General features: G+C 47.4%; 24 protein-coding genes. 2 read left to right on the top strand and 22 right to left on the bottom strand.

The window, feature by feature from the left end; translation table 11 throughout:
* Positions 1-20: 20 nt before the first annotated feature.
* The 19 genes from xerC to BUB67_RS16640 all read right to left on the bottom strand — a co-directional run bounded on the left by xerC (position 21) and on the right by BUB67_RS16640 (position 20,172).
* Positions 21-917: a tyrosine recombinase XerC gene (gene xerC, locus BUB67_RS10345; protein ID WP_073239355.1), complete on the bottom strand. Its 897-nt coding sequence runs from the start codon at positions 915-917 to the stop codon at positions 21-23.
* Positions 918-1,033: 116 nt separating this feature from the next.
* Positions 1,034-2,359 carry an FADH(2)-oxidizing methylenetetrahydrofolate--tRNA-(uracil(54)-C(5))-methyltransferase TrmFO gene (trmFO, locus tag BUB67_RS10340; protein WP_073239354.1) on the bottom strand — a complete coding sequence of 442 codons (1,326 nt, stop codon included), beginning with the start codon at positions 2,357-2,359 and terminating at the stop codon, positions 1,034-1,036.
* 113 nt (positions 2,360-2,472) lie between these two features.
* Positions 2,473-4,602: a type I DNA topoisomerase gene (gene topA, locus BUB67_RS10335; protein ID WP_073239353.1), complete on the bottom strand. Its 2,130-nt coding sequence runs from the start codon at positions 4,600-4,602 to the stop codon at positions 2,473-2,475.
* A gap of 142 nt (positions 4,603-4,744) precedes the next feature.
* Complete coding sequence (dprA, locus tag BUB67_RS10330; protein WP_073239352.1) at positions 4,745-5,839, bottom strand: DNA-processing protein DprA; 1,095 nt, start codon at positions 5,837-5,839, stop codon at positions 4,745-4,747.
* Between the two features lie 81 nt (positions 5,840-5,920).
* Positions 5,921-6,832 carry a non-homologous end-joining DNA ligase gene (gene ligD / locus BUB67_RS10325; protein WP_143157055.1) on the bottom strand — a complete coding sequence of 304 codons (912 nt, stop codon included), beginning with the start codon at positions 6,830-6,832 and terminating at the stop codon, positions 5,921-5,923.
* A gap of 101 nt (positions 6,833-6,933) precedes the next feature.
* Complete coding sequence (locus BUB67_RS10320) at positions 6,934-8,217, bottom strand: ArsB/NhaD family transporter (protein WP_073239401.1); 1,284 nt, start codon at positions 8,215-8,217, stop codon at positions 6,934-6,936.
* A gap of 153 nt (positions 8,218-8,370) precedes the next feature.
* A complete protein-coding gene (locus tag BUB67_RS10315; RefSeq protein WP_073239350.1) occupies positions 8,371-9,819 on the bottom strand; it encodes an SLC13 family permease in 1,449 nt (482 codons plus the stop codon).
* Between the two features lie 292 nt (positions 9,820-10,111).
* Positions 10,112-10,480, bottom strand: a complete 369-nt coding sequence (locus BUB67_RS10310; RefSeq protein ID WP_200798162.1) for a Na-translocating system protein MpsC family protein — start codon at positions 10,478-10,480, stop codon at positions 10,112-10,114.
* Between the two features lie 321 nt (positions 10,481-10,801).
* Entirely contained in the window at positions 10,802-11,233 is a 432-nt protein-coding gene (locus tag BUB67_RS10305; protein ID WP_073239348.1) for an HTH domain-containing protein, read from the bottom strand.
* 101 nt (positions 11,234-11,334) lie between these two features.
* Entirely contained in the window at positions 11,335-12,618 is a 1,284-nt protein-coding gene (locus BUB67_RS10300; protein WP_073239347.1) for an ArsB/NhaD family transporter, read from the bottom strand.
* Between the two features lie 79 nt (positions 12,619-12,697).
* Complete coding sequence (locus BUB67_RS10295) at positions 12,698-14,149, bottom strand: SLC13 family permease (RefSeq protein WP_073239346.1); 1,452 nt, start codon at positions 14,147-14,149, stop codon at positions 12,698-12,700.
* A gap of 264 nt (positions 14,150-14,413) precedes the next feature.
* The gene (locus BUB67_RS10290; RefSeq protein ID WP_073239345.1) at positions 14,414-14,788 is read right to left on the bottom strand and encodes a Na-translocating system protein MpsC family protein; all 375 of its coding nucleotides are present in this window, start codon (positions 14,786-14,788) and stop codon (positions 14,414-14,416) included.
* A 304-nt stretch (positions 14,789-15,092) separates the two neighbouring features.
* Entirely contained in the window at positions 15,093-15,368 is a 276-nt protein-coding gene (locus BUB67_RS10285) for a hypothetical protein (RefSeq protein ID WP_073239344.1), read from the bottom strand.
* Positions 15,369-15,855: 487 nt separating this feature from the next.
* On the bottom strand, positions 15,856-17,577 hold the full coding sequence (locus BUB67_RS10280; RefSeq protein ID WP_073239343.1) for a SulP family inorganic anion transporter: 1,722 nt from the start codon (positions 17,575-17,577) through the stop codon (positions 15,856-15,858).
* A gap of 131 nt (positions 17,578-17,708) precedes the next feature.
* Positions 17,709-18,245, bottom strand: coding sequence for a CBS domain-containing protein (locus BUB67_RS10275; RefSeq protein WP_073239342.1), 537 nt, complete (start codon positions 18,243-18,245; stop codon positions 17,709-17,711).
* Positions 18,246-18,271: 26 nt separating this feature from the next.
* On the bottom strand, positions 18,272-19,102 hold the full coding sequence (locus tag BUB67_RS10270; protein ID WP_238457019.1) for a WYL domain-containing transcriptional regulator: 831 nt from the start codon (positions 19,100-19,102) through the stop codon (positions 18,272-18,274).
* Positions 19,077-19,457, bottom strand: a complete 381-nt coding sequence (locus BUB67_RS10265) for a hypothetical protein (RefSeq protein WP_073239341.1) — start codon at positions 19,455-19,457, stop codon at positions 19,077-19,079. The genes BUB67_RS10270 and BUB67_RS10265 overlap by 26 nt, the downstream gene beginning before the upstream one ends.
* A gap of 14 nt (positions 19,458-19,471) precedes the next feature.
* A complete protein-coding gene (locus BUB67_RS10260; protein ID WP_073239340.1) occupies positions 19,472-19,969 on the bottom strand; it encodes a CBS domain-containing protein in 498 nt (165 codons plus the stop codon).
* A 59-nt stretch (positions 19,970-20,028) separates the two neighbouring features.
* Positions 20,029-20,172: a hypothetical protein gene (locus BUB67_RS16640; protein WP_200798161.1), complete on the bottom strand. Its 144-nt coding sequence runs from the start codon at positions 20,170-20,172 to the stop codon at positions 20,029-20,031.
* Positions 20,173-20,621: 449 nt separating this feature from the next.
* On the opposite strand from BUB67_RS16640, the gene BUB67_RS10255 reads away from it, so the two are divergent.
* Both BUB67_RS10255 and BUB67_RS10250 read left to right on the top strand, forming a co-directional pair.
* Positions 20,622-22,169 (top strand): ATP-binding protein, encoded by a 1,548-nt coding sequence (locus tag BUB67_RS10255; RefSeq protein ID WP_073239339.1) that lies wholly within the window; start codon positions 20,622-20,624, stop codon positions 22,167-22,169.
* 13 nt (positions 22,170-22,182) lie between these two features.
* A complete protein-coding gene (locus BUB67_RS10250; protein ID WP_238457021.1) occupies positions 22,183-23,502 on the top strand; it encodes a sigma-54-dependent transcriptional regulator in 1,320 nt (439 codons plus the stop codon).
* Positions 23,503-23,536: 34 nt separating this feature from the next.
* On the opposite strand, the gene ligD (BUB67_RS10245) is transcribed toward BUB67_RS10250, so the two are convergent.
* The 3 genes from ligD (BUB67_RS10245) to BUB67_RS10235 form a co-directional block, all read right to left on the bottom strand.
* A complete protein-coding gene (gene ligD, locus BUB67_RS10245; protein WP_143157053.1) occupies positions 23,537-24,457 on the bottom strand; it encodes a non-homologous end-joining DNA ligase in 921 nt (306 codons plus the stop codon).
* Positions 24,458-24,517: 60 nt separating this feature from the next.
* Positions 24,518-25,354 (bottom strand): non-homologous end joining protein Ku, encoded by an 837-nt coding sequence (gene ku, locus BUB67_RS10240; protein WP_073239336.1) that lies wholly within the window; start codon positions 25,352-25,354, stop codon positions 24,518-24,520.
* 227 nt (positions 25,355-25,581) lie between these two features.
* A partial coding sequence (locus BUB67_RS10235) for a SpoVR family protein (RefSeq protein WP_143157052.1) occupies positions 25,582-26,222 on the bottom strand: 641 nt, incomplete at its 5' end.

Below are 26,222 nucleotides of genomic sequence, written 5' to 3'. Positions count from 1 at the left end.
CATCCCTTCCTCTAACTAAACTACGCCCTCGGGTGGTTCATCTTATAAACCCTCTTTAGCTTTTGCTTGGTAACGTGTGTATAAATCTGGGTGGTGGATAATGAAACATGGCCCAACAATTCCTGGACGCTGCGCAAGTCCGCACCGTTATCCAGCAGGTGTGTGGCAAAAGAATGCCGGATGGCGTGGGGACTGATGTTATTTTTCAGCCCCGCTATATGGCAATATTTATCGATAATTTTGCGAACGCCCCGGTCACTGAGTCGGGTACCCTTATAATTGACGAATACCGCGGGGCAATCCTGTTTCACCAGGCCGGGTCTTACGTGTCGTAAATAATAGTCCAGCGCCGCCACCGCCCGGTCATGCAGCGGTACCATTCGTTCTTTGGCCCCCTTGCCCAGCACCCTCACGTAACCACGGCTCAATTCAAGGTCATGCAAATCCAGTGAAACCAGCTCAGATACCCGGATTCCTGTGGCATAGAGGAACTCCAGCAAGGCCCTGTCCCGGCAACCTAGGGGGGTAGCATCCGGGGCCTCCACAAGTTGTTTCGCCTCTTCCTGGTATAAGAATTTGGGCAGCCGTTTTTCCCGCTTGGGATTGGACATCTTTACCATGGGATTGGCTTTAATCAACCTGTCATTGTATAAAAACTTGAAAAAAGACCGCCATGAGGCCAGTCTCCTGGCCACAGTGGCCCTGCTAAGTTTTCTTTGCTGCAAATGGGCCAGATAGCTTCGCATCAGCTTACTGTCAAGGGCAGAGGGCTGGATCTGTTCCACCGGAAGGGCAAGGGCGGAAGAAAAAAAGTCCAACCCGTCAAATAAATCCTTCTGGTAGGCTTCCACCGTGCGGTCTGAAAAATTTTTCTGAAATTTTAAATAATCAATAAAATGATCTATTATTATATACATCACAAACCATCGGCGTGTCGAAATGTGGCGCTTAATAAAATATATCATAAGCGAACTTTAAATTGCAACTACCTTTTGACAATTTAAAAGGAAATTGTTGTCACATTTTGAAAATTTCACAGTTCATTTACCTTTTCCATTTCCGACCATTCTTTGAGCTTCTTTAAAGCCCTTGCTGCATGGGCCTGGCCCCTTTCTTTCTTCCCTTTGATTCGTACGGGAAGATCGGGAAACAACCCAAAGTTAACGTTCATCGGTTGGAAGTTACCGCTGGAAGCAGTGGTAATATAGTGAACAAGGGCTCCATGGGCCGTCTCCACAGGAAATTCCAGTAATTTCTGCCCTGTTACCAGCCTGGCGGCATTAAGCCCCGCTATCAAACCGGCAGTGGCAGATTCCACATAGCCTTCTACGCCGGTAATCTGACCTGCAAAAAAGATTGTTTCATGTTCTTTCATTTGCAGGGTAGGCTTTAATAGGGCCGGGGAGTTGATATAGGTGTTCCGGTGCATGACCCCATAGCGTACAAATTCTGCATTTTCCAGTCCGGGGATCAAACTAAAAACTCTCTTCTGCTCTCCCCACTTGAGATTTGTTTGAAAACCAACCAGGTTGTAAAGAGTCCCCTCCGCATTATCCTGCCTTAACTGAACAACCGCATAGGGCCTTTTCCCCGTGCGCGGGTCAGTCAGACCCACCGGCTTTAAGGGCCCGTAAAGCAGTGTGTCCTTCCCCCGGGAAGCCAGGACTTCGACCGGCATGCAACCTTCAAAATGGATTTGTTTCTCAAATTCTTTCAAAGGGGCCCTTTCGGCCTCAATTAATGCTTGGTAAAAGATTTCATATTCTTCCCGGTTCATGGGGCAGTTTAAGTAGGCCTCTTCCCCTTTGCCGTACCGGGACGCCCGAAAGACCTTCGTCATATCCAGAGACTCCAGGGTTACGATGGGGGCAGCTGCATCGTAAAAGTAGAGGTACTGTTCCCCCGTCAGCCTGGATATTTCCTGTGACAACGCCTCTGAAGTGAGGGGGCCGGAGGCAATGATAACAACCCCCCGCCCGGGCAATTTTGTTACTTCCTCCCGGTGGACACGGACCAGCGGGTGTTGCTCCAGCGTCTCGGTAACGGACTTGGCAAATCCTTCCCGGTCCACTGCCAGTGCCCCACCGGCCGGTACCCGGTGGGTATCTGCGGCGGAAATAATTAAAGAGCCCAGCTGCCGCATTTCTTCCTTCAGCAAACCTACGGCGTTTTCTATGGCAGCGGCTCTCAGGGAATTACTGCAAACCAGTTCTGAAAAGTACGGGGTGTGGTGGGCCGGCGGGTACTTGCGGGGCCTCATTTCATAAAGATCCACTGCCACTCCCCTGCGGGCCAACTGCCAGGCCGCCTCGGAGCCTGCCAAGCCGGCGCCGATAACCATAACCCTGTTTTCTGACATTTCTGATTAGCCTCCTGGTTGGGATGTGAGAAATGAGAAGGTTGGAAGTGAGATAATCAGGAATCTAATTCATCCCTCAATCCTCTCACCTCCGACTTTCCACATCTGATTACTTATTTAGCAGTAGTTTTCTTCTTACCGGCGGCTGCCTTCTTTTCAGAAGCGCCGGTTTCTCCTCTGGTTGGACAATGTTCGTTCACACACTGCAGCAGTTTTTCCCTGCTGCGGTTCATTTTTTCTACCATCATTTCACCGCAGTGGGGACACTTTTCATTGGTAGGTGTGTCCCAGGTAACAAATTCACATTCCGGGTACCTGCTGCAACCGTAAAATTTGCGTCCCTTTTTGCTGCGTCTTAATACCATTTCGCCTTCACATTTGGGACATTTCACTCCCGTTGGTTCCAGCAGCGGCCTGGTATTGCGGCATTCAGGAAAGCCGGGACAGGCCAGAAACTTCCCATACCGCCCCAGTTTTATGACCATATTTCTACCGCATTGTTCACAGATCTCATCCGTCACTTCATCGGCAACCTCAACTTTGCCGATCTTCTCCTCTGCTGTTGCCAGGGTTTTGGAAAAGGGGACATAAAATTCTTTCAGGACGCCTGACCACTGTTGTTCACCTTCGGCAATCCGGTCCAGCTTTTCTTCCATTTCTGCGGTAAATTCCACATTAATAATCTCAGGAAAATATTGTTTAAGCAGATCCACCACAATCATACCCAACTCGGTTGGATAGAACTGCTTATTTTCCCTTACCACATAACCGCGCTTTTGAATGGTTTCCACAATGGGCGCATAGGTGCTGGGGCGCCCGATCCCCTTTTCTTCCAATACCTTAACCAGTGTGGCGTCGGTATAGCGGGGCGGTGGCTGGGTAAAGTGCTGCTTGGGCATTAAAGACTTGACCTGGACTTTATCCCCTTCTGCCAGTTCCGGCAGTAGTTTTTCTTCCTCCTTGATCCCGTCATCATTGCCTTCAATATAAACCTGCATAAATCCGGGAAACTTAACAATGGAACCGGTGGCCCGGAATACATAATCCCCTGCCACAATATCCATGCTGGTGGTATCAATCACCGCCGGTGCCATTTGGCTGGCCAGAAATCTCGACCAGATCAATTTATAAAGTTTGTATTGATCATTGGTTAAAAATTCTTTAACGGATTCCGGATCGCGGTATACCGATGTAGGGCGAATGGCCTCGTGGGCATCCTGTACCTTACCTTTGCTTGTAGTGTGCCTTGGCTGTTGAGGGACATAGGCCGGCCCAAATCTTTCCTTGATGAATTCTCTGGCCTCTTCCACAGCAGTCTCTGATACCCGGGTGGAATCAGTACGAATATAGGTTACCAGGCCCACCGGGCCTTCCCTGCCCAGATCGAGACCTTCGTAGAGCTGCTGGGCCACCACCATGGTTTTCCGGGAGGTAAAGTTCAGCTTTCTGGAAGCTTCCTGCTGCAGGGAACTGGTGGTAAAGGGAGCCGCCGGGTTGCGCAGCTTCTCCTTTCTTGTCACATTGTCAACGACGTAGGAAGCTCCCTTGAGATCGGCCAGAATTTTATCCATGGTCTCCTGGTTGGGGATTTCTATTTTTTGGTTCTGATATTTATGGAGCTTCGCCTCAAAGGGAGATTTTCCCGACTTTATAAATTTGGCTGTAAGACTCCAGTATTCCTCCGGAATAAAGGACTGAATTTCCTCTTCCCGGTCACAAATCAACCGGACGGCAACAGATTGTACCCTGCCCGCGGACAGTCCTTTCTTTACCTTGCGCCAGAGCAGCGGGCTTAAATTGTATCCCACCAACCGGTCCAAAATCCTTCTGGCCTGCTGTGCATTGACTCTGTCCAGGTCAATGGGACGCGGGTGTTGTACCGCCTGTTCAATGGCCCTGGGCGTAATCTCGTTGAACTCTATGCGGCAAGGGCTGTTTTCATCAATATCCAGCAACTTGGTCAAGTGCCAGGCAATGGCTTCTCCTTCCCGGTCAGGGTCGGAGGCCAGCAGGACCCGGTCCGCCTTCTTAACAGCGGCGCGAAGTTCTTTGATAATATCCCCTTTGCCCCGGATGGCAATGTACTTGGGGGAAAAGTCATTTTCTACATCTACACCGAATTGACTTTTGGGCAGATCCCGCACATGCCCCATAGAAGCCTTTACGGTATAGTTTCTACCCAGATATTTGCCGATACTTTTCGCTTTGGCAGGTGATTCTACAATTACCAGTGTTTTACTCAATCGGTACACCCCATTTTACGAAAGCCTACTTTTCGTGCTCTCATTGTGTAAGGGTTTTTCGTTCCTCTACAGGAACTATTATTACCGTCCCTTACTTCTTTTACAATGTATCAAAATTTATAACCTTTTAGAACAATGATCGTTACAGCCCGGCCGTCACATACATCTTGCCCGGCAGGACCCTGGCTAAACCCTTAAGCTCCAGGATGGTGAGAGCTGCCGCAACCTCTCTGGGCTCTAACCGGCATACCTCAATAACCTGCTCCAATGACATGGGCAGGTGGGTTAAAACATTCAGCACGTTCTTTTCAACGCCGGTTAAACCGAAGGAATCCAAACCCTTCCCGCTCTGGCGGACGGACAGTTCCCCAAGACCCAACTCCTCCAAAACATCCGCCGGTCTTGTTACAAGTCTGGCTCCCTGCCGGATCAGTTTATTGGTGCCTGCACTTTTGGCGCTGCTTATATTCCCCGGAACAGCCATAACCTCCCGGCCCTGCTCAAGGGCAAAATCGGCCGTAATCAGAGCGCCGCTTTTTTCCGCTGCTTCCACCACCAGCACCCCATCGCTCAAGCCGCTGATAATTCGATTACGGCTGGGAAAATGCCACGGTCTGGGCGCCGTACCCGGCGGAAATTCCGTGAGCACCGCTCCTTTTTCCAGAATCTGTTTCATCAATCTCTCATTTTCCCTGGGATAGACAACATCCGGGCCACAACCCAAAACAGCAACGGTGCTGCCATTGACATTTAAAGCTCCCCGGTGCGCCGCACTGTCAATCCCCCTGGCCATACCGCTGATGATGGTAAGTCCGGCCCCGGCCAATTCACCGGCAAAGGACTCGGCGGCAGCCAAACCGTAGGGAGTCGGCTGCCTGGAGCCCACCATGGCCAGAGCAGCCTTTTCACCGGTTGGTAACACACCCCTGACAAAAATGGCCGGCGGCGGGTCATAAATGGTTTTCAGCAATGACGGGTACGTGTCATCTTCGATGGTGATGATGGCACAATTTAACTTATTGAGATATTGAATCAGCCGGTCGTATCGTAAACTTTCCCGCCGCTTAACTAATTTTTGGGCACCATCCCTTCCTACAAAAGGGACTTCAGACAGTTCGGACTCTGTGGCCTGCCAGGCCTGTTTGGGGGAACCAAAATAATTTACCAAATCCCAGACCCGGCGACCGGCGCCGGGCATGAGCAGTTGCCAGTAGATCCAATATTCACGGTTTTGCAAGCGACCACCCCTGCAGTAGGATTTCTACCACTTTCGGGATGGTAATTGGTTTTTCCTTCCAAGATGTTAAATTTTTACGAACTATTTATGTATGGCCAGAATATGAGATAAATCCTGGGGGTGCTTTGCTATATCCCGGTGTAAATCCCCAAACAACCGAAGGCGCCGAAAGATGGTGTTCATAGTAAAATCTGCCGGCGTGATTCCCATGCGTTCAATTTCCTCCCATAGAACAGGGGTTGAAACAGGCGCCCCGGGCAACGGCCTTAAACTGTAGATCCAGGCCATGCTTTTACCTCTGGTATTTTGCAAGTAATCTACATATACCTTATTCTTCTCTCGCTTTTCCAGTGATCTTTCGATGGTCGCCTTGTTCGGAAAGACTTCTGCCACCAATCCGGCCACCAAACCCATGGCTCTGGTGACCTCCCGGAAAGTATGGACCGGTTTTAACGGAATTAATATATGAATACCGCTGGCGCCGGAGGTTTTGGGGTAGCCTTTTAAATGAAGATGATGTAATGCCTGGCGTACTACCAGTGCCACTTCCATGACATCTTGAAAACCGGCCTGATCCCCGGGATCCAGGTCGATGATGGCAATATCGGGACATTCCACATTGGATTTCTGCGATAACCAGGCATGAATTTCAATACAGCCCTGATTGGCCAGCCAAACCAGCGTGGGTACATCTTCACAGACAATATAATTGACCCTTTTCTCTGTGTGCGGAATGCTGACGGTTTGGATCCATTCAGGAGCATAGTCCGGGCACTCCTTCTGGTAAAAATATTCTCCCTCAATGCCATGGGGGTATCGCTTCATCACCAGGGGACGACCTTTAATGTAGGGAAGCAAATAGGGCGCAATGTCCGTATAATACTTTACCAAATGGGCTTTGGTCAAGCCCTCCGGCCACATTAACTTGTTTAAATTGGTAAGTTTGATATTTTTTCCTTCCAGGGTTACTTCCGTAGCGGTTGCCGTTGCCAACTTATTTCCCCCCTTCATGTCTGCTACTATTTGTCCCCCGGACCGTGAGAAATATAATAGCCCGGCCAGTATTCAACCGGCCGGGCTTGTTAGTATACAAATTAAGTTAAATAGAAGAAGTACAGGTACACGGAAGACAGAACAATGGATACCAGCATCAGCGGGAAGGCCACCTTCATAAAGCCGAGGAAGGTGAAACGTATACCTTGCTTTTCAGCCATACCGGCCACCACCACGTTAGCCGAGGCGCCGATGATGGTGCCATTGCCGCCTAGGCAGGCGCCCAGGGACAGGGACCACCAGAGGGGATCCAGATTGGTGATGCCGCCGAGGCGTCCCATATCCTGAATAAGGGGAATCATGGTGGCCACAAAGGGAATATTGTCAACAAAGGCTGATGCAATGGCGGACAACCAGAGGATTAACATGCCTGTGGTCAGCATTTCCCCACCGGTTAATTCAAGGGCTTTTTGGGCAATCCATTCAATGACACCCACTTCTTCCAGGCCACCCACCAGGATAAACAGGCCGACAAAGAAGAAGATCACAGGCCATTCCACCGCCTCTAAAGCATGCTCCGGTTCTTCCCTGGTAAGCAGCAGCAGCAGGGCCGCACCGGCTAGGGCGATGGTAGCGGACTCCAGGTGCACATACTGGTGCAGCAAGAACCCGCCTATGGTAACGGCCAGAACAAATAAGGATTGCTTCAGCAGTTTGGCATCTTTAATTTCGTCGTTTTCATTCATGGTCATTATGTTTTGCTTTAGTTCTTCTCGAACTACAAATTGCTTGCGGTAAATCCATTTCAACAAGTAAATGGTGACAACCATAATGACGATAACAATGGGGGTTAAGTTGATTACAAAGTCCATAAACCCGAGGCCGACGGCGGAACCGATCATAATATTGGGCGGGTCACCGATCAGGGTGGCGGTGCCGCCGATGTTGGATGCCAGCACTTCGGCAAGCAAAATGGGCATCGGGTTGATCTCCAGCGCCCTGGCGATGGAGAAAGTGACGGGTACGATCAACAAAACGGTGGTTACGTTGTCAAGCAGGGCGGACAAAACTGCAGTAATCACAGATAAGGCCACCATAATGGCTAAAGGTTCACCCTTGCTTTGCTTGGCAGCCTTTACGGCCAGATACTCAAACACCCCGGATCGCCTGGTAATACCTACAATAATCATCATTCCCACCAACAGGCCAATGGTATTGAAATCAATGGCCTTAATGGCTTCTTCCTGGTGCAGCACGCCGGCGATAATCAGGATCATGGCGCCAAAAAGGGCCACAACGGTACGGTGAATCTTTTCAGAAATAATTATAGCATAAGAAATTAAAAACACGGCGGTCGCTAAAATGACCTGGCTGTTTCCCTCCACATGCATCACCTCTACACTAAAGTCTTTATTGGTATTACCACCGTCACCACACAGTATTATAATCTTATTGCAATGTCATTACAATGTATTTATGGTAAACATTTTATTTAAAGAAACCCTGGTTTTGTAAACCAGGGTTTCTTACCTTAATCCTTAATGAAGAACAGCGGGAATGCCGATCATGGGCCAGAAGGTTAAGGAGAAGATGGCCACCATGGCCAGGATGGCCAAACTGGCTGGGATCCCGGTTACAAAGAATTCCCCGGTGCTAAACTGCTTGGATTCGTAGGCAATGGCGTTGGGGGCGGCGCCGATCAGCAGCAGAAAAGGCATACCGGCCATGGCTACGGATGAGTACAAAACGATTTCCGGGTTGACACCCAAATATTTAGCAATAACCAGGGCTACGGGCAAGCAAATGGAAATGGCTGCCACGTTCATAATAAAATTGGTTAAAATAAGTACCAGGAAAGAAATGCCCAGCAGGAACACCAACCAGGGAGCATCCTTGATGAGGGACAGCCAGCTGACAGCCATCCATTCGGCTGCACCGGTCTGCCACAGGGCAAAACCGATACTCATGGCCCCGGAGAATAGCAGCACAATGTTCCAGGGTATGGATTTTTCCAGATCTTTTACAGTAAGTACTTTCGTAATAAAGAAAATCAGGCCTGCTGCCAGCAAAGGTACGGAGCGGTCCATCCCCTTCAAAGCAGGAATGAATTTTTGGAAGATTAAGGTGCACAGGGCAATGGTTACAACGGTTAGCACAAAAATCTCCTGCTTGGTAATGGGACCTAACTTTTCTAATTCGTTTTGGGCACGCTGGCGGAGACCGGGTACCTTTAATTTCTCGGGCTTAAAGATGGTTATCATTAAGAAAAAGATCAGGAAAACGGTGGCCCAGCCAAAGGGGGCCAGAGCCGCGGAAAATTCCAAAAAGCTGACGTCCTGGCCGGTGAATTCTTTAAAAAAGCCGACGGCGGCAGGGTTCCGGGCCCCACCCATTAAGGTGCAAATACTGCCTGCACCGGCGGCAAAGGCCATGCCGATAAACAACGCTTTGCCAAATTTACTGGGCTTCTCCACGTCACCGCCGTACAGGGCTAAAATGGACATCAAGATGGGAAACATGGTGCCGGCCACCGCGGTATGGGCCATGACGTGAGTTAACAGGGCCGTTAAAACAAAGACTCCCAACAGGATCTTGCGGGTATCTTCGCCAACAATAACCAGCATCTTATAGGCGATTCGCTTGGTGATACCACACTGGGTAAAGGCAACGCCCACCAGCAGAGAGCCTAAAATAAACATCACGGTGGGATCCATAAAATCCCGAAAAGCATCTTTCGCCGGGCGAATACCAAATACAGGTTGTAAAATACCAATGGCAATACTGGTCACGCCAATGGGGATCACTTCAAAGACCCACCAGATGCCGGCTAACAGAAACAGCCCCAATCCTGCTTTTCCTGCCTGCGACAATTCAAAAGTTTTGCCCATGGGGTCCACGGCGGGATTCAGGGGAGGCATAAAGTAAAACAACAACAGTACCGCAAACCCAAGAAATACAAAGAAATACCGTTTCATTTCACTGGTCATAGCAATCACCTCGATAAAAATAATAAAGGCGCTTTATTGTTGCAATGATTTATTTACTACTCCAACTTTTGTTCCGGTAAAATGTCTGTATCGTAAGGCTGCTGTTAATTTGGCTTGCCACTGAACTTAAGGTATAGCCCTCCCTTCCTTAAAAATTAAAACCAACGTTATTTGGCCCATAAAGAACCAAGATAACGTTGGTTTACTTTATACCAAGCCTTGCGGCTTCGCATCGGTCTACCAACATTCCACCTGTAAACTCGCCTGCCACCTTATCCAAGTTTCAGGCCAGTCAGTTCGTCTTTAACTTTTTTTCTAAATCTGTATTTAAAATAAAAACTTCAATTTGTTCCCCTGTTCGGATACTGATGTCACCGTGACTGCTCACCACCTGGCATTTGGTTAAATCAGCCACCATTTTTTCAATTTGTTCCAGGTAAGACTCTCGAAGTTCCATTCTTAGCTGTTTAACCAGGGCTCTACCTTTCCGGGTATTGCTCACATGTTTTTCTTCTTTGGTAAGGACTCCTTTGGAACGAACAATTACCATATCACGGCAAATCATCGCCTTTGCGGTTTCCGGTCCCCGTCCCACCAGTTCCCGTTGGAATTTTATAAAGGCCTCACATATTTGTTTTTCTAACAATATCTGTTGGCTCAAGTACCCTCCCCCTTTACACTGTATATTCCGAAACATATGTTTATAATAAGGCGCTTTATCTTAAAAGTGATTAAATTATTCAGTGCGGCTTTGTTACAATAAACACAAAACTTCGGGCCAATTCATTGTTAATTCTTAATGACAAAATTTTGTGTCTTGTGATGACAAACTTTTGTGTCTCTAACGTACAGATTTAAAATAATTATGTACAGCTTGATATATTTGCTTGTACTCTAATTTTTATAAACTATCTCTTTTTCCCTTTGCATTGATATTTATTTCACATCTTTTAAATTTTCTTAATAAAAAATGAGTCTTTTCTCAAGGAGCGAGAAAAGACTCGATTTCACAATAAGTTAGATTTGATAATTTAATCGCTGTATTTTTCGTCATAAAGTTCAGCGGAAGCTTAAACCCGTAACGGACCGCCATACTATAGATAATTAATTCCTTTAAAAACATCATCTGATGACGATAGAGACAGCACCATGCCAGCATTTGATTTAAAGCCACTATTAACATGGTTTCACCCATAGCTTCACCGGACTGATGGTCCCTCAATTTATAGCGTCCCCCACCGGGCTTGCCCGGTTGGATAATCTGCGGCCTTTCTATGGGTACTCCCATCTCCTCTAATTCCCTTAAATACCGGTAAATATGGCGTTTGCTTACCCCACAAACATTTACCAGGTGCTGCAGAGTTACCCCTCCGGCCTGGGAGCTGTCCCTCAGTTCCTTTAAAACGATCCCCAAGTTTGTCTCATGGTTATGCTTGCCCCGCCTTTGTGTGGATTTGAGAGTATCCGGTACTTCCAGAGGACATCACTCCCCCAATACCTGAAATCCCCGGATGATTAGGTTAAATAAAAGAAATACAGGTAGACGGTAGAGATCACAATGGAAACAAGCATTAAGGGGAAGGCCACTTTCATAAAGCCCACAAAGGTCCATTTAAAACCGCGCTTTTCAGCCATACCCGCAACCACTACGTTGGCAGAAGCCCCAATGATGGTGCCGTTGCCGCCAAGACAGGCCCCCAGGGATAAGGACCACCACAGGGGATTCAAGTCGGAGATGCCGCCCAGTCTGCCCATGTCCTGAATTAAAGGAATCATGGTAGCCACAAAAGGAATATTGTCAATGAAGGCAGAAGCAATGGCAGACAGCCACAGGATCAACATGCCGGTGGGTAGAATTGCTCCCCCAGTGAGTTTTAGGGATTCCTTGGCAACCCATTCAATGACCCCTACATGCTCCAGGGCGCCTACCAGGATGAACAGGCCAACAAAGAAGAAAATCACCGGCCATTCCACCGCGGCCAAGGCATGTTCCGGCTCATCCCGGGTGAGCAACAGAAGCAGCGCCGCACCGCCCAGGGCAATGGTGGCGGACTCCAGGTGAACATACTGGTGAACCAGGAACCCGCCGATGGTCAGCGCTATCACGAATAAGGACTTCTTTAAAAGAACGGCATCGCGGATTTCGTCGTTGGGATTCATATTCATGATGTTCTTCTTTAATTCCTCGCGGGTCACCAGTTGCTTGCGGTAAATGATTTTAAGCAGAAAGACGGTCACCAGCATAATAACAATAATTACCGGGGTAAGATTTATCACAAAGTCCATAAAACCAAGACCGGTGGCAGAACCGATCATGATGTTGGGAGGGTCGCCAATTAAGGTTGCCGTACCACCGATATTGGACGATAAAACTTCCCCCAGTAAAATGGGCATAGGGTTGACTTCCAGGGCCTTGGCGATGGAGAAAGTGATCGGTACAATCAGCAGCACCGTTGTTACATTATCAAGGAATGCAGACAAAACTGCCGTTATAACCGAGAGGGAGACCATAATCTTAACGGGGTCTCCCTTACTTTGCTTGGCCGCCCGGACCGCCAGGTATTCAAAAAGACCTGAGTTTCTGGCGATACCAACAATAATCATCATACCAACCAACAGACCGATGGTATTAAAGTCGATGGACTCAACGGCCTTTTCCTGGTGGAGAATGCCACCGATAATAACCAGCATGGCCCCAAACAGGGCAACCACTGTACGATGAATTTTTTCCGAAATAATAATGGCATAGGATAGTAGAAAGACTGCAGTGGCAAATATGACCTGGCTGTTTGCTTCCAAAACCGATCCCCTCTCTTGTCAATAGGAGTATAAATTTCTGATACACCCGGTCTCCCCGGGTGTATCAGACAATCAGATACTATTTAATCAGTGCTGACATACCGATTAAAGGCCAGTAAGTAAAGGTCATCAATACCAAGAGACATAAGATCATGGCACTGGCGGGAATACCGGTCATAAAGAATTCTCCGGTGGTAAATTGTTTGGATTCATAGGCCATGGCATTGGGGGCGGCGCCGATCAGCAGTAGGAAGGGCATACCGGCCATGGCGGTAGCGCCGTATAGAATTAATTCAGGGTTGACACCCAGGTATTTGGCAATGACCAGGGCTACAGGCAGGGTAATGGCAATGGCCGCCACATTCATGATAAAGTTGGTCATGATTAGCACCAGGAAGCAAATCCCCAGCACAAATACCAGCCAGTGGGCATCTACCAGCATTGCCAGCCACTTAACGGCAATCCATTGAGCGGCACCGGTTTTCCACAGGCAGAAACCAATACTCATGGCACCGGAGAACAGCAGCACGATGTTCCAGGGAATTTTCTTCTCCAGATCTTCCACGGTTAAGATATTAGACAGGAAGAACAGCAAACCGGCAGCCAGCAGGGGCACAGAACGATCCATAGTCTTCAGAGCCGGAACGATGGCCTGCAGTACCAGCATGGTCAGGGCACAGAAAACCACAATACCCACAAAGATTTCCTGTTTGCTAACCGGTCCCAGCTTCGCATACTCTGCACGGGCCTTTTCCCTTAAACCAGGAATCTTGGTTTTTTCCGGTTTGTAGATAACCAGCAACAATGCCCAGATTAAGAATACGGTTAACCAACCGAAGGGAGCCAGGTGAACTGAAAAATCAATAAATGAAACATCTATACCGGTAAATTCCTTATAAAAGCCTACAGCCGCAGGGTTGCGGGCGCCGCCCAGCAGGGTGCAGATACTGCCGGCGCCTGCTGTATAGGCCATTCCTATGAACAAAGCCTTGCCAAATTTGGTGGGTCTGCCGTCCGCGTTCTCACCGTACAGTGCCAGAATGGCGACCAAAATCGGGAACATGGTGGCGGCCACAGCGGTGTGGGCCATAATATGGGTTAATAAAGCTGTGATAGTGAATACTCCTAATAAGATCTTTCTGGTGTCTTCACCCACCACATCTAACATCTTATACGCGATTCTTTTGGTAATTCCTGCCTTGGTAAAGGCCAAACCAATAAGTAAGGAGCCCAAAATAAACATAACGGTGGGATCCATAAAATCCCGGAAAGCCTCTTTGGCGGGACGAATTAGGAATAAGGCCTGAAAAACACCGATGGCGATACTGGTAACACCAATGGGGGTTACCTCAAAGACCCACCAGATACCTGCCAGCAGGAACAAACCGATGGCAGCTTTACCTTGCTGCGTTAACTCAAAGGATTTGCCGGACGGATCAATGGCCGGACCGAATTGGGGAGCATAATAAAAGGCGAAAAAGGCAGCCAATCCCAGCAATATAAAGAAAATGCGCTTAATGTTTGTATTCATTTTAGCCACTCCTCTCTCTTAGTTTTTTCACTAAAGCGCTTATTTATGGTTTATCTTGCTGCATATAATGTGCATGTTCTTGTGAAATTGAAAATTTTTGGCAAATCCACCCCCTTTTTAGAACATAAAAAGACCAGCGACCAATAAAGCATGCCTGCCTTTTGATAACGCTGGTCTACCAACACCAAGATCCACTTCGTGCAAAGCCTACCAACCTTCAAGAAAACTGACAAGTTGAACCCGTGTATCTTTAGATACAAAGACTCACCCTGCCAGTGATTTTTTTAACTTTTTCTCTAAATCTGCGTCCAGAATAAAGACTTCGATATGTTCACCGGTTCGCATACTGATATCCCCGTGGCTGCTTTTCACCTGGCACCGGGTAATATCACTGATGATGTTTTCAATTTGTTCAATGTACGTTTCTCTAAGCTCCATTCTTAATTGTTTTACCAGCGCTCTCCCCTTACGGGTTCCGCTGACGTGTTTTTCCTCCTTGGTCAGGACGCCGGTTGACCTGATAATCACCATATCCCGGCAGATTATGACCCTGGTGCACTCTGGTCCCCGTCCAACCAGTTCTCTCTGGAATTTGATAAATTCATCGCATATTCTCTTTTCCATGGCGGACTGTGACATATACGCAGCCCCCTAACTTGGATGACAATCCATTAAACTTCTTGATTGACAAATCGTTCTGTCATTGTGCTATTAGCGTAATAAAACGGGGAATTATTGTACAGGGCCAAAATTCCCTGTTTTTGTGATTTTCTACACTTGCACTCTCTCAATTGCCCTACCGCTCACTTTACCGCCGGAATAAATTTTTTGTCACTACCGACAGCCTCTAATAGCTTAGAAATTGGCGGTTCATGACTACGCTTTGTCAACAAAAAATGCTCCTGATTTGTCAGGAGCGGTAAAGTCATTCATTTATAAACGATTATATGGCCGTAGGGGCTAGGGTTCTCCCCAGGAAAAACAAGCTTTCTCTTTCACTTTGTTCTTCTTTTACTCCGTCCAGACTTACATAATTCTGACACCGGGTAGGGATGACCGAAATGTCCGTTAGTATCATATAGTCAATCTCCCTAGGCGCCAGTCTTTTTACTTCCGTTTCAGCATTCTTGATGGCTTCTTTAATAATCTTGCTAAGATTCATCCGGATTTCACAGGTCTCCTTATTGGCACATTTTCCGCACTTTGAGGTCCCGTACATCGCTTCTACCCCCTTAACCTATAGTATGGCCGAACTGAAAAGGCCAGCACAAGCCACGGAAAACTTTCCGTCACACTGTGCCGGCCTACCCAATGCCAAGTCATCCTTCGCACTTTGTCTGCCCAACTGTTTTTAGAAATAAAGTTAAGAGTGACATTTTGCTTTGTCTTAAAATAACTGTTTAGTGAATTTTTGTACAGCCCTATTCAAGCTAAATATTTATATTTATCTCCCAGTATCTATTTATACATTCCTTTATCTTGAATTTACAAAGCATTAAAAAAAGCGGCCCGGTGAACCGCTTTTTTGTTAAGAATTCTTCACTTATTTTTTTACCCTGAACATAATAACAAAAAATAATTTAAAAGGATTTTTTCTTTTTGATTGTTATAATTAATTAAAAAATGTATAATATTGTTTTGTATCGCAGCAATGTACTATGCAGGGCAACTACAGGTTAAAAACCTGTAATTGCCCAAGTCTCAAATTATGCCTGGACGGTTCTTTCCTGCGTGCTGTAACTGATATTCCGAACAAAGGAGCTGGCTTCGTCAAGGGCTTTCCCGGAGGTGGCAAATACTTCATCGTCCTCCATAAAGACGTTATCTTTGCCGACATGCTCAATGATATGCATTTTATCCAGCATCTTATAAATCTTTGGCGTGACGCCGGATAACATCACTCTCTTGCCATCTCCTAGGGCTCTGTTAATAAAGGCCTCGATCACCTCCAAAGCGGTGATGTCAATGACCGAAACGCCCTTAAAACGGATTAAAAACACCTTGGCGTCGGAATAACCGTCTGCTAATTTCTTTTCCAAATCTGAGGCGGAACCAAAATAGAGGTTGCCTTCCAGTTGGAAAATGGAGATGGAAGGATTCTCGCCGTTAATGGTCTGCTCCACAAATCTTCCATCACTGGCCCTGACGGGAGCCAGGGTTTTCACACTGGCCACACCGGAGTCTTTTAGATAGAGGATCAGGGAAATGGCCACCCCGGCGTAAATGGCCTGTTCAAGTTCAGGAGCAAAAATGGTGGTCAGCATGGTAACCAGCAAAACGATGGCATCATTACGGTTGGTCTTTAAGACTTTAATCAGCGCCTTTTTGTCAATCATGGAATAGGCCACAACCATGATAACACCCGCTAGGCTGGCATTGGGGATATACCTGGCATAGGGCGCGAAGAAAATCAGCACCGCCAACATGATGATACCGACCAGTACGCCGGCCAACCTGGTTCTCCCCCCGTTCTGATAGGTAATGGCGGAACGGGTGAAGGAACCGGAACCCGCGATGCAGCTCAGGAAGGCGCCAACCATGTTGGCCATACCCTGACCGATAAATTCCTGGTTGGGGTCGATTTTCTGCAGGGTTTTGGAAGCAATGGCCTTGGAGATGGAGACCGCTTCCACCAGACCGATAATGGCGATCACCAATGCGCCGGCACTTAAATCAGCAATGGCCGAGGGACTAAAGTTGGGCATGCTGAAGGGAGGAATGGCCTGGGGAATCTTACCGACGACTTTTACACCGTATTTCTCCAGCCCCAAGGTCATCACTAAAATCACTGAAAAAATAACACCCAATAATGCGCCGGGTAGATTCTTATTAATCCTTTTACAAATTAAGATAACCGCAATAGTAAAGAGACCAATACCAAAGGCAACATAATTCATTTTATCGATGTTTTGGAAACAAATAACCACCTTATCAATGCTGGAAAGATGCCCTTTGGGTAATTTGATTCCCAACAGGTTATTGAGCTGTCCCATGGCAATGATAATACCGGCGCCGGCGGTAAAACCAACAATGACCGCGTGAGATACATAGTTAACAAGAGAACCCAGTCGAAAGACACCCATTAAAAATTGGATGGCGCCCACCAGAAAGGTTAGCAAGAACAGGTTGGCAAAGAAATTGTCCTGCCCCGCAAAGGGCACCATATAAGCCGCAATTAATAAGGAAATGGCATTGGTGGGACCGGTGGCCAGTTGGTGAGAACTACCAAAGGAAGATGCAATAATGGTAAGGACAATACCCGAATACAGGCCGTAGGCCGGGTGGACACCGGCAATCATGGCATAGGCCATGGTTTGGGGTAAGGCGACCACAGCTACAGTGAGTGCGGCAATTAAATCAAATCGAAAGTCTCGTTTGTCATAGTTTTTTAAGGTCTCCAAAATTGGCACGTACTTTAAAATATTCATAGTAATAGCCTCCAAAATCAGTTTAGTTAAAGAGAAAGGTGCTCTAAAAATACTGTCAATTTAAGTGTTTGTGAAACAAAGTACTTCCAAGGTTAAACTATATGAAAGGAGCTTACACAATTAATTGATCATTAGCTGGTTAACTTGTAAGAATCATTGTCCAGTGACTCCATCAGCAGGCAAATTTCATTCATCACAGCATCTGCTGACAGCAAGCCCACCGGGCAATCCCTGCAAAAGACAACCAAAACCGCGGAACCGCTTCGTGCAAACTTTTCTGCAGCGCTCATCAGGGTTTCGTCATCCGCAATGCTTACCTCTTTTAAGTCCCTCATCCATTGATAAACCGGGGATTTCATTTCCTCCTTGCACCGCCGGGTAAACAACCCCTCCCACATCAGCGGTTTAACAACAAAACCTGAAATATTCCACCCTCCATAATGTTTTTCGGGGGAGAGTGTTTTGGGACTTATGGCCTTAAAAATTTCCTGAAAGGTAAAGAGCCCCACCGGTTTATGCCCGGCGCCAACCACCAGTACACCGGCAGTTCCGCTTTCCGAAAAGCCTCCGGTTAATGCTTTGACGGCGGAAGCGAGACTGTCCTCCACGCCGATGGTTAAATCCGTCTGTAAAGGGTACATAATATCTTTAACTCGTCTTTCGCCCACACCCCTCTCTCCTCTCTTGTTTTTCCTTAATAACTAACCAAATATTTGCCAGCCGGAGAATAAAGATTGGTTTTATCTATTTTTCTCAGCCGGTTCGCATGAAGAATGGATTTGCAGTTTTCCAACATCCTGTGCCTGAGCCACCCGGGTTCAATAACCTCTATTTCACCGCCCCATTGGGTCAACAAACCCGCCATTTCCCTGACCCTGCCGGTCTTTATCTGGACGTTAAACCAGCCGTCCTTTTGTTTTTGTTTGGAAATAATCTCCGCAGCCAAACTCTGGGTGACACTGCTGATCACCTTAGCGGATACTCTGATCTTGATATCTTCGCAGACACCTTCCGTTGTATTAGAAAAAACCAGTGTTTGCCTGCTCAAGGTGACAGCATCATCGTGATCAAAGGCCAGGATCGGAATGGTTAACGGTAAAACCATTCCCAGTTTGTTCATCCATAATCGAACTAACAATTCTTTGATGAACATTTTTGCCAGGGTGATCTGGCTCTTTAATCTTTCCAAATCATCCAACATATTGAGCAACGGCAATTCCCTGTGTTGATCCAGCTCCATTTCCTTCAAGGTATACCCGCCGGAGCATTCGGAATCCCGAGGAACCGTCTTTAAAATTTCGTACCCTAAACTTTGCAGTTCGTTCAAGTAACGATAAATCTGCCTGGTGCTGACCCCACACTGAAGGGCCAGGTATTCCAGCGTTACACCCCCCTGTTCACTGTGCTGTCTTAATTCCTTTAGTACAATTTCCAAGTTGCGGGTATGGTTGTGTTTTACTTTTTTAAAACGCTTTTTATCCAATACCATCACCCCATTGTTATGAATGGCAGAAATATTGGACAATCTTTGCCTCACCCCGGGCAAAATCCGTTTGTGCCGCCACAAGAACATTCAGGATGTTAAATTTTTCCTCAATGTCCATGTCCTCTAGAACTTCCATAACCCCCTGCAGCCCGGCAGGCAAGCGTCCTTCTTTAACAAGGGGGAATAATAGCATGCTTGCCATGACTACATCCCTGTTAAGGTGAGGATAGGCGGCACAAAAATCTCCGGCTGTAACCGTCCTTTCCAAAACCCCTTTGTATTCTGTTGAAATTTTAATGCCGGCACCGTTTTCCAACCGGTTTATCAATTGGTCTAACAGTTTGTTACCAGCCACCCTTGCTTCTGTTCTCTCCGGGTAAGATAAAGAACTCATTTCCTATACCCCCATTATGAAAAGGCATTAGCCTCAACCAGTTCGCTGACCTCTTTAAAGATTTCAACTGCCCTGACCATCCCCACGATATGACCTTTTTCCTCAACCGGGATCAGCTCCAGATCCTCATTCATCAGCAGGTAAATGGCATCCAGAATGCTGTCCTCAGCATTTACCCTGATTTCCCCAACCGGTCTCATAACCTCTTTTACCTTCTTGGCAGCCTGGGAAAGACACAGGCGTGTAAAGGCGCCTTCCCAATGTTTGGGCCCTTCGCCCTGTGTCTTTAATGAACTGATAATGTCCCGGAAACTGAGGGTTCCAACCAACCTTTTATGATGATCAAACACCAACACCGACCGGTGAGCCTGCGACCCGGCTGTACAACTGGCAAAGAAAGTGTTTTTCAGAACAAACATGGCATCTCGTAAGGAGTTTTCTAAAAAAACCGTTGCATAATCCTGGATGGGTACCATAATGTGTTTTACTTTTTTTTCTACCTGCTCGGGCATCCAGTCGTCACACCCCTTATTGAAACCACCACGCAAACCCGGGTTAACGGTTAACACAATTAATTTTTCTGTTCCTCTTCTTTCCCCAGGGAAAAGAATTTTTTCATCACTTCCACGATCACCTTACTGGTCTCAATTTCATCATGAATGTTGCAGGAGTCAAACTTCTCTTGAACCCATTCCGCAAACTGAGCGCCGGTCATCAATATTACCTCCCATGTGAATGGCCAGAATCATCATTCCACACCTCAACCAAAGGTATTCTGTTTGTTTTCAGACAAGCAAAAGGTCTTAGAATAAAATTTTTGCTGATATATGTATAAAATCAGTCATTCTCCTTTAAACTTTTTTAGCCATTATGGTATAATTAATTGAATTTCCATTAAGAAAAACCTTGGGCTATTCTTTTTGTCTTATACTCACGCAAAAACCATGCCAATATTTTGGCGAGCTTTCTCCGGCTAACCAGCAAACCAACTGTACGTTTTCAAACACTATTTTCCCGGAAGACTCGACGATACACTGTCCTCTTTAACTGAGGCTTTATTTTGCAAGTATTTGTGCTTGTTATAACAAAGCCGGCTGTTTTGTATGTTTTTATGCAATTGCTTTTGCATCTGTTTGTTATCATGCACCAGGAGGTGAAGATTTTTTGTTGCGGATTTTAAAAAATACGTCCTTTGCCACACAAATCATGGTTACAGTTTCAGCCATTCTATTAATTCCCATCCTGGTCATGGTCTATGACATCTTTTTTTCCGGGGCCAAGGATGAAATGCTATTAAAAACCAAAGAAGAACGACTGGGAACGATGGTAAAAGCCACTGTCCGGGAATTAAATCATTATCTCGACCAGGCGCAGCAAGACGGGCATGAAACTTCAGCTGGGAACCTCGAGGGACTGGCAAATGCCTTTAAGATGGCCGCCAAACCGTTGTCCGATGCCAACCCGGGGGTTCGCCTGGGTCTATATATTCCTGCAACGAAGGACCTTTACGTTTATGGCTTCTTACACCAGTACCGCCCCCAAACGCCGGCGGAGAAAAAAGCCAGGGAGCAGCGAATCTTAAATGAAGCTTCTTCCGGCATCACTGCGGTTACCGCTACCAAGGAGCCACTTTCTCGCATCACCGGCTCCCTGGGGGATCAAACCTTTGAATATCTAATGCCGGTAATGCATAAGGGCCAACTGATCGCCATTGCCTGGGCGGACGAGCAAGTTCACCCGGTATTTGCTCAGAGCAGGCAATTCAGCCTGATCGCCCGCTACCTAACGCTTTTTGGCCTGATCTTTGGTCTGGGGGCTGCTCTCTACGTCATTCACAATTTGGCATCTGAAGTGCAAGTTATTAAAAAGGGCCTGCTCAGCATGGAGGAAGACATTGATAAAAGATTGCCTGCCATGCCGGGAGAAATCGGTGAAGTGGTGCAGGCCATCAATAACATGGCGGATTCTTTAAAGGAAAAGAAAAGATTGCAGGAGGAATTGATGCGTTCCGAGAGGCTGGTAGCCCTGGGCCGTCTGGTGACAGGTGTTGCCCATGAACTGAGAAATCCCCTGGGGATTGTCAAAGCAACGGTCCAGGTCATGGAGGGTGAATTTAAATCATTACCGGAAATAAAAGAATATACCAGGGTTATTTGCGAACAAATCGACCGGGGCAATAAAGTGATTCAAGAATTATTGGATTTTGGACGCCCCAGCAAACCCATCGTCAGCCCCACGGATTTAAATGCACTTCTGGAGTCGGTTTTAACCTTCACCTATCCTATGCTGAGACAAAATAAAATTCAGCTGGCTAAAGACTTTGCCTCAGATCTGCCTCCGGCCGCCATCGATGGGGACAGAATAAAGCAGGTTTTTGTTAACTTAATCTTAAATGCCATACAAGCCATGCCCGGGGGCGGCAAACTGACAATACAAACCAGGGCTGAAAAGGACACCATACAGGTTCACTTTACGGACACCGGCAAAGGAATTGACCCCCGGAACCTGCCTCGTATATTCGATCCCTTTTACAGCACAAAGGAAGACGGCGCCGGGCTGGGCCTGTCCATCAGTCACCAGATTGTTCACATGCACGGGGGCAAAATATGGGTGGCTGAAACCTCGCCGTCCGGTACTACTTTTACCGTAAGCTTACCCCAATCCAACCCGAAGGAAGGAAGTGTTTTAATTGAACAAAATACTAGTCATTGATGATGAAGAGCATATGTGTTGGGCCTTGGAAAGGGGGTTGCGCCAGGAGGGCTACCAGGTGCTGACAGCCACCAGAGGCAAGGAAGGGCTGGAACTGATCCGCAAAGAAACGCCTTCCCTGGTGATCCTTGATTTAAAAATGCCGGAAATGGATGGTTTGGAAGTACTGGTGAGGGCAAAGGACTTGCTGCCAAAGCTCCCGGTTATCATGATCACCGCCCACGGCACCATTGACACAGCCATTGAAGCTATGAAACTGGGAGCCACCGACTACATCACCAAGCCCTTTGATTTGGACGAGCTGAAATTGGTGGTCAAACAGGCATTAATGGTAAGTCAACTGCAGGAGGAAGTGACATTTTTACGCTCTGAATTAAGTAAAAAATACGGTCGTATTATTGGTAACAGCCAGGCCATCCAGGATGTATGTACACTGGTGGAAAAGGTGGCAGACAGCAATGCCACTGTCCTAATCACCGGTGAAAGCGGTACCGGCAAGGAAGTGACCGCCCTGTCCATTCACCAGCTCAGTTCCCGCCGGGACAAACCCTTTGTGCCCATTAACTGTGCAGCTTTGCCCGAGTCTTTATTGGAAAGCGAGTTATTCGGGCATGAAAAGGGAGCCTTTACCGGCGCCGTGGCCCGCAAGTTGGGACGCTTTGAGCTGGCCAACCACGGGACTTTGTTTCTGGATGAGATTACCGAGATGCCCCTTTCCATGCAGGTAAAACTGCTTCGGGTGTTACAGGAAAAGCAATTTGAGCGGGTGGGAGGAACCGAAAGCATTAAGGTGGATGTAAGAGTGATCGCCGCCACCAACCGGGACCCCATAGAATGCATCCGAAAAGGTACCTTCAGGGAGGACTTATATTACCGTCTGAATGTGTTACCGATTCACCTTCCTCCCCTGCGGGAAAGGACCGAGGACATTCCTCTGTTAGTCATGCATTTTTTGCAGAAATTTAATCCTTCCCAGGAGCAGCTCATATCTCCGGAAGCTATGGGACTTCTTACATCCTACCACTGGCCCGGTAACATCCGTGAACTGCAAAATGTTATTGAAAGGGCTGTTATCCTGTCCCAGGGGCAAGAGATTAAACCCCACCATTTACCCAAGGAGATTCAAAAGACTGACACCGGCAAGGGGGAGGCCGGTCAGGGCTTGATTATCAACTTTCCCGACGAGGGTATCTCCTTTGAAGAAGTGGAAAAGGAACTGATTATCAAGGCGTTGGAGAAAAGCAACGGCAATCAAACCCGGGCAGCCCAGTTGCTGGGTATCACCCGTTCGGCGTTACTTTACAGAGCCCAAAAATATCAAATTAAACTGTAAGATTAAAAAACACAACCGGTTATGGTTGTGTTTTTTAATCCACCTGTATGGTACACTCCTGGGGCAGTTTATCCGGCCTGATTCCTTTGTAGCTGGGATGTCGCAACCTGCCGTCGGGGCTGATCTCGCTAAAGGTAACCTCGCAGACCAGTTCCGGTTTTACCCAGGTGGGTTGCCTGAGTTCCCCCCTGGGCGGTGAAAAAACAGGGGAAGGGATTTTTAACGGCGCCAGCAGTTCCAACAGCCTTACTTCTTCATCTCTGGTAAAGCCGGTGCCCACTTTACCCATGTAAATCCATTCCCTGTCACGGTACCCTGCCAGGATAAGGGCGCCCAGGCTCCTTACACCTTCCCCTTTCTCCCAACCGCAAATAACCAATTCCGCCGACCGGACCATACGGACCTTTTTCCAGGCTGCGGATCTTTTACCCGGCAGGTAAGGACTATCCAGACGTTTGGCCACCACGCCTTCCAGGCCGGCGGCAGTCACTGCCCGGTAAAAGTCAATACCGGAACCGATCACATACTGGGAAATGATTAAATCCGGGCCCTGTTCGATGATCTGCTCTAATATTTGTTTTCTTTCCCGGATGGCCATCCCCATCACGTTTTCCCCTGCCCTGTACAGAACATCAAAGGCGACAAATGTGGCGGGAATTTGCCGTGACAGTCTATTAACCTTGAGGATATCGGAAGTTTTACCCCTGGCCTGTAAGGCGCTAAAGGATGGCTTGCCGTCCCGGAGGATGACAATTTCACCATCCAAAACGGCGGGCTTCTCCTTCACCCTTAAATGCAACCCTTGCAACTCGGGAAATCTCGGGGTTAAATCCAGCTGATTGCGGGAAAGCAGCGTTGTTTGATCATCCAGGTAAGCCAGTCCCCGGTAACCGTCCCATTTTATTTCGTACAGATAATCAGCATGATCAAAGGGCCGGGCTTGCACTGCCAGCATGGGTTTTAGTTTAGGCAGTTTTCCGTTTATATTGACCGCTCCCTTCCCCGCCGGCTGTTTTTAAGACGCCGTTGCCTTCCTGGACCTGGTTGTTTTTTTGGCGCCCGCCTTCTTCTTACCCTCTCTCTCCTGTTTCGCCAGGTCAATGCTGGCCTTGAGGGCAGACATCAGGTCAACCACTTTGTCGATTTGCGGTACAGGGGCCACCTCTACCCCTTCACCCGCCACCCTGGCCTGAATGACTTCCATTAGTTGCTCCCGGTAATGGTCGGTATACTTCTCCGGCTGAAATTCCGCAGAAAGGTTATTGATTAAGTTTACCGCCATTTTCAGTTCGTTGTCGTTGACATCCACATGATAATCCAGTTCCGGTATGGCTAACGGTTTTCTCACCTCATCGGGATAAAACATGGTGCTCATGGTCAAGACTCCGTTTGCCACCCTTAATACTGCCAGGGATTCTTTGTTCCGAATGACCACCCTGGCCACTGCCACCTTGCCGGTTTCCTGCATGGATTTTTTAAGGAGCTCGTAAACCTTTTGCCCACCCTCACCGGGCGCCAGGTAATAGCCCTTGTCATAATAAAGTGGATCGATGTCTTGCAAGTTGACAAAATCCACAATGTTGATACTCCGGGTATTCTCTCCGGGCAAATGCTCGAAATCCTCTTCCTTCATCACCACGTATTTGCCCTTCTCATACTCGTAGCCCCTTACAATTTCTTCAATGGCCACCTCAGTATCGCAATAGGGGCAATAACGACGGTACTGAATGGGAGTCTTGCATTTCTCGTGCAGATAATTAAATTTAACATTCTTCCTTTCCGTGGCGGCATACATTTTCACCGGCACATACACCAATCCGAAACTTACCGCACCTTTCCACAGGGGTCTCATGTTACCTTCACTCCAATGTTTTTGTTGTAGTATACCCCTGGTTTGTTTATCAAATTTATAACAATTTTGTTATATAGCTTAAGCCTTGCCGTCAAATACACCCCCGCAGTGGATCAAAAATAAGAAGATTCCCCGGCGCTCATTCTGCAACGCGGGAAGGCTTAAGCTTATAACCTAAGAGGTCAAAGCTTAAGCCTATGGTTATAGGGCAGTCAAACACCATTGAACTAAAGAAACTTCCTGCTTCCCTTTTCTCCGTCAAAGGTGAACAGGGCAGGTTTGTTGTCAATCCTGGTTTCCAGATGGACCGGCCTGTTCCAAAGTTTATGCACATGGACCAGCGTCTTCTCCAAATATTTGATGTCCAGTTCCCTATCCTCAAAGACATGGCGTAGATACAGTTCACCCCGTTTTCCGTAATCCCCGTCTTCCACAACAATCACCGGATAACCGCAATTGGTCATGCTGCTAACCAGGTGGTCCCGTACCTTTTTCCAGTTTTTCTCGACGATTTTCCAGTCGTGGCCGATTTTACGGTACAAATATAGATCCAGTTCTTCCACCAATTCCTTTGTCAGGTAGTTGCGCAGGAAAGAAATGTCGTTATCCATTTCCCTGACTTCAAACATTTTTTCCCGACCGGCCCCTTCACCAAATTCTTTATCCCAGCGTTTCTCGATATCCTCAAACATTTTTAAACCCAAAAAATAGGGGTTGATACTGTTGCGGGAAGGCAAGACGACCCCCGCATGCATTTTGGCAAACTCAATGGCCTCTGCTTCTGTTAACTCCATTTCCCGCATGATTCTTAAATGCCAGTAAGTGGCCCAACCTTCGTTCATGATCTTTGTCTGCATCTGGGGCCAGA

Source organism: Desulforamulus putei DSM 12395, from assembly GCF_900129195.1.
Classification (GTDB): domain Bacteria; phylum Bacillota; class Desulfotomaculia; order Desulfotomaculales; family Desulfotomaculaceae; genus Desulfotomaculum; species Desulfotomaculum putei.
This window is presented reverse-complemented; position numbering and strand designations above follow the sequence as displayed.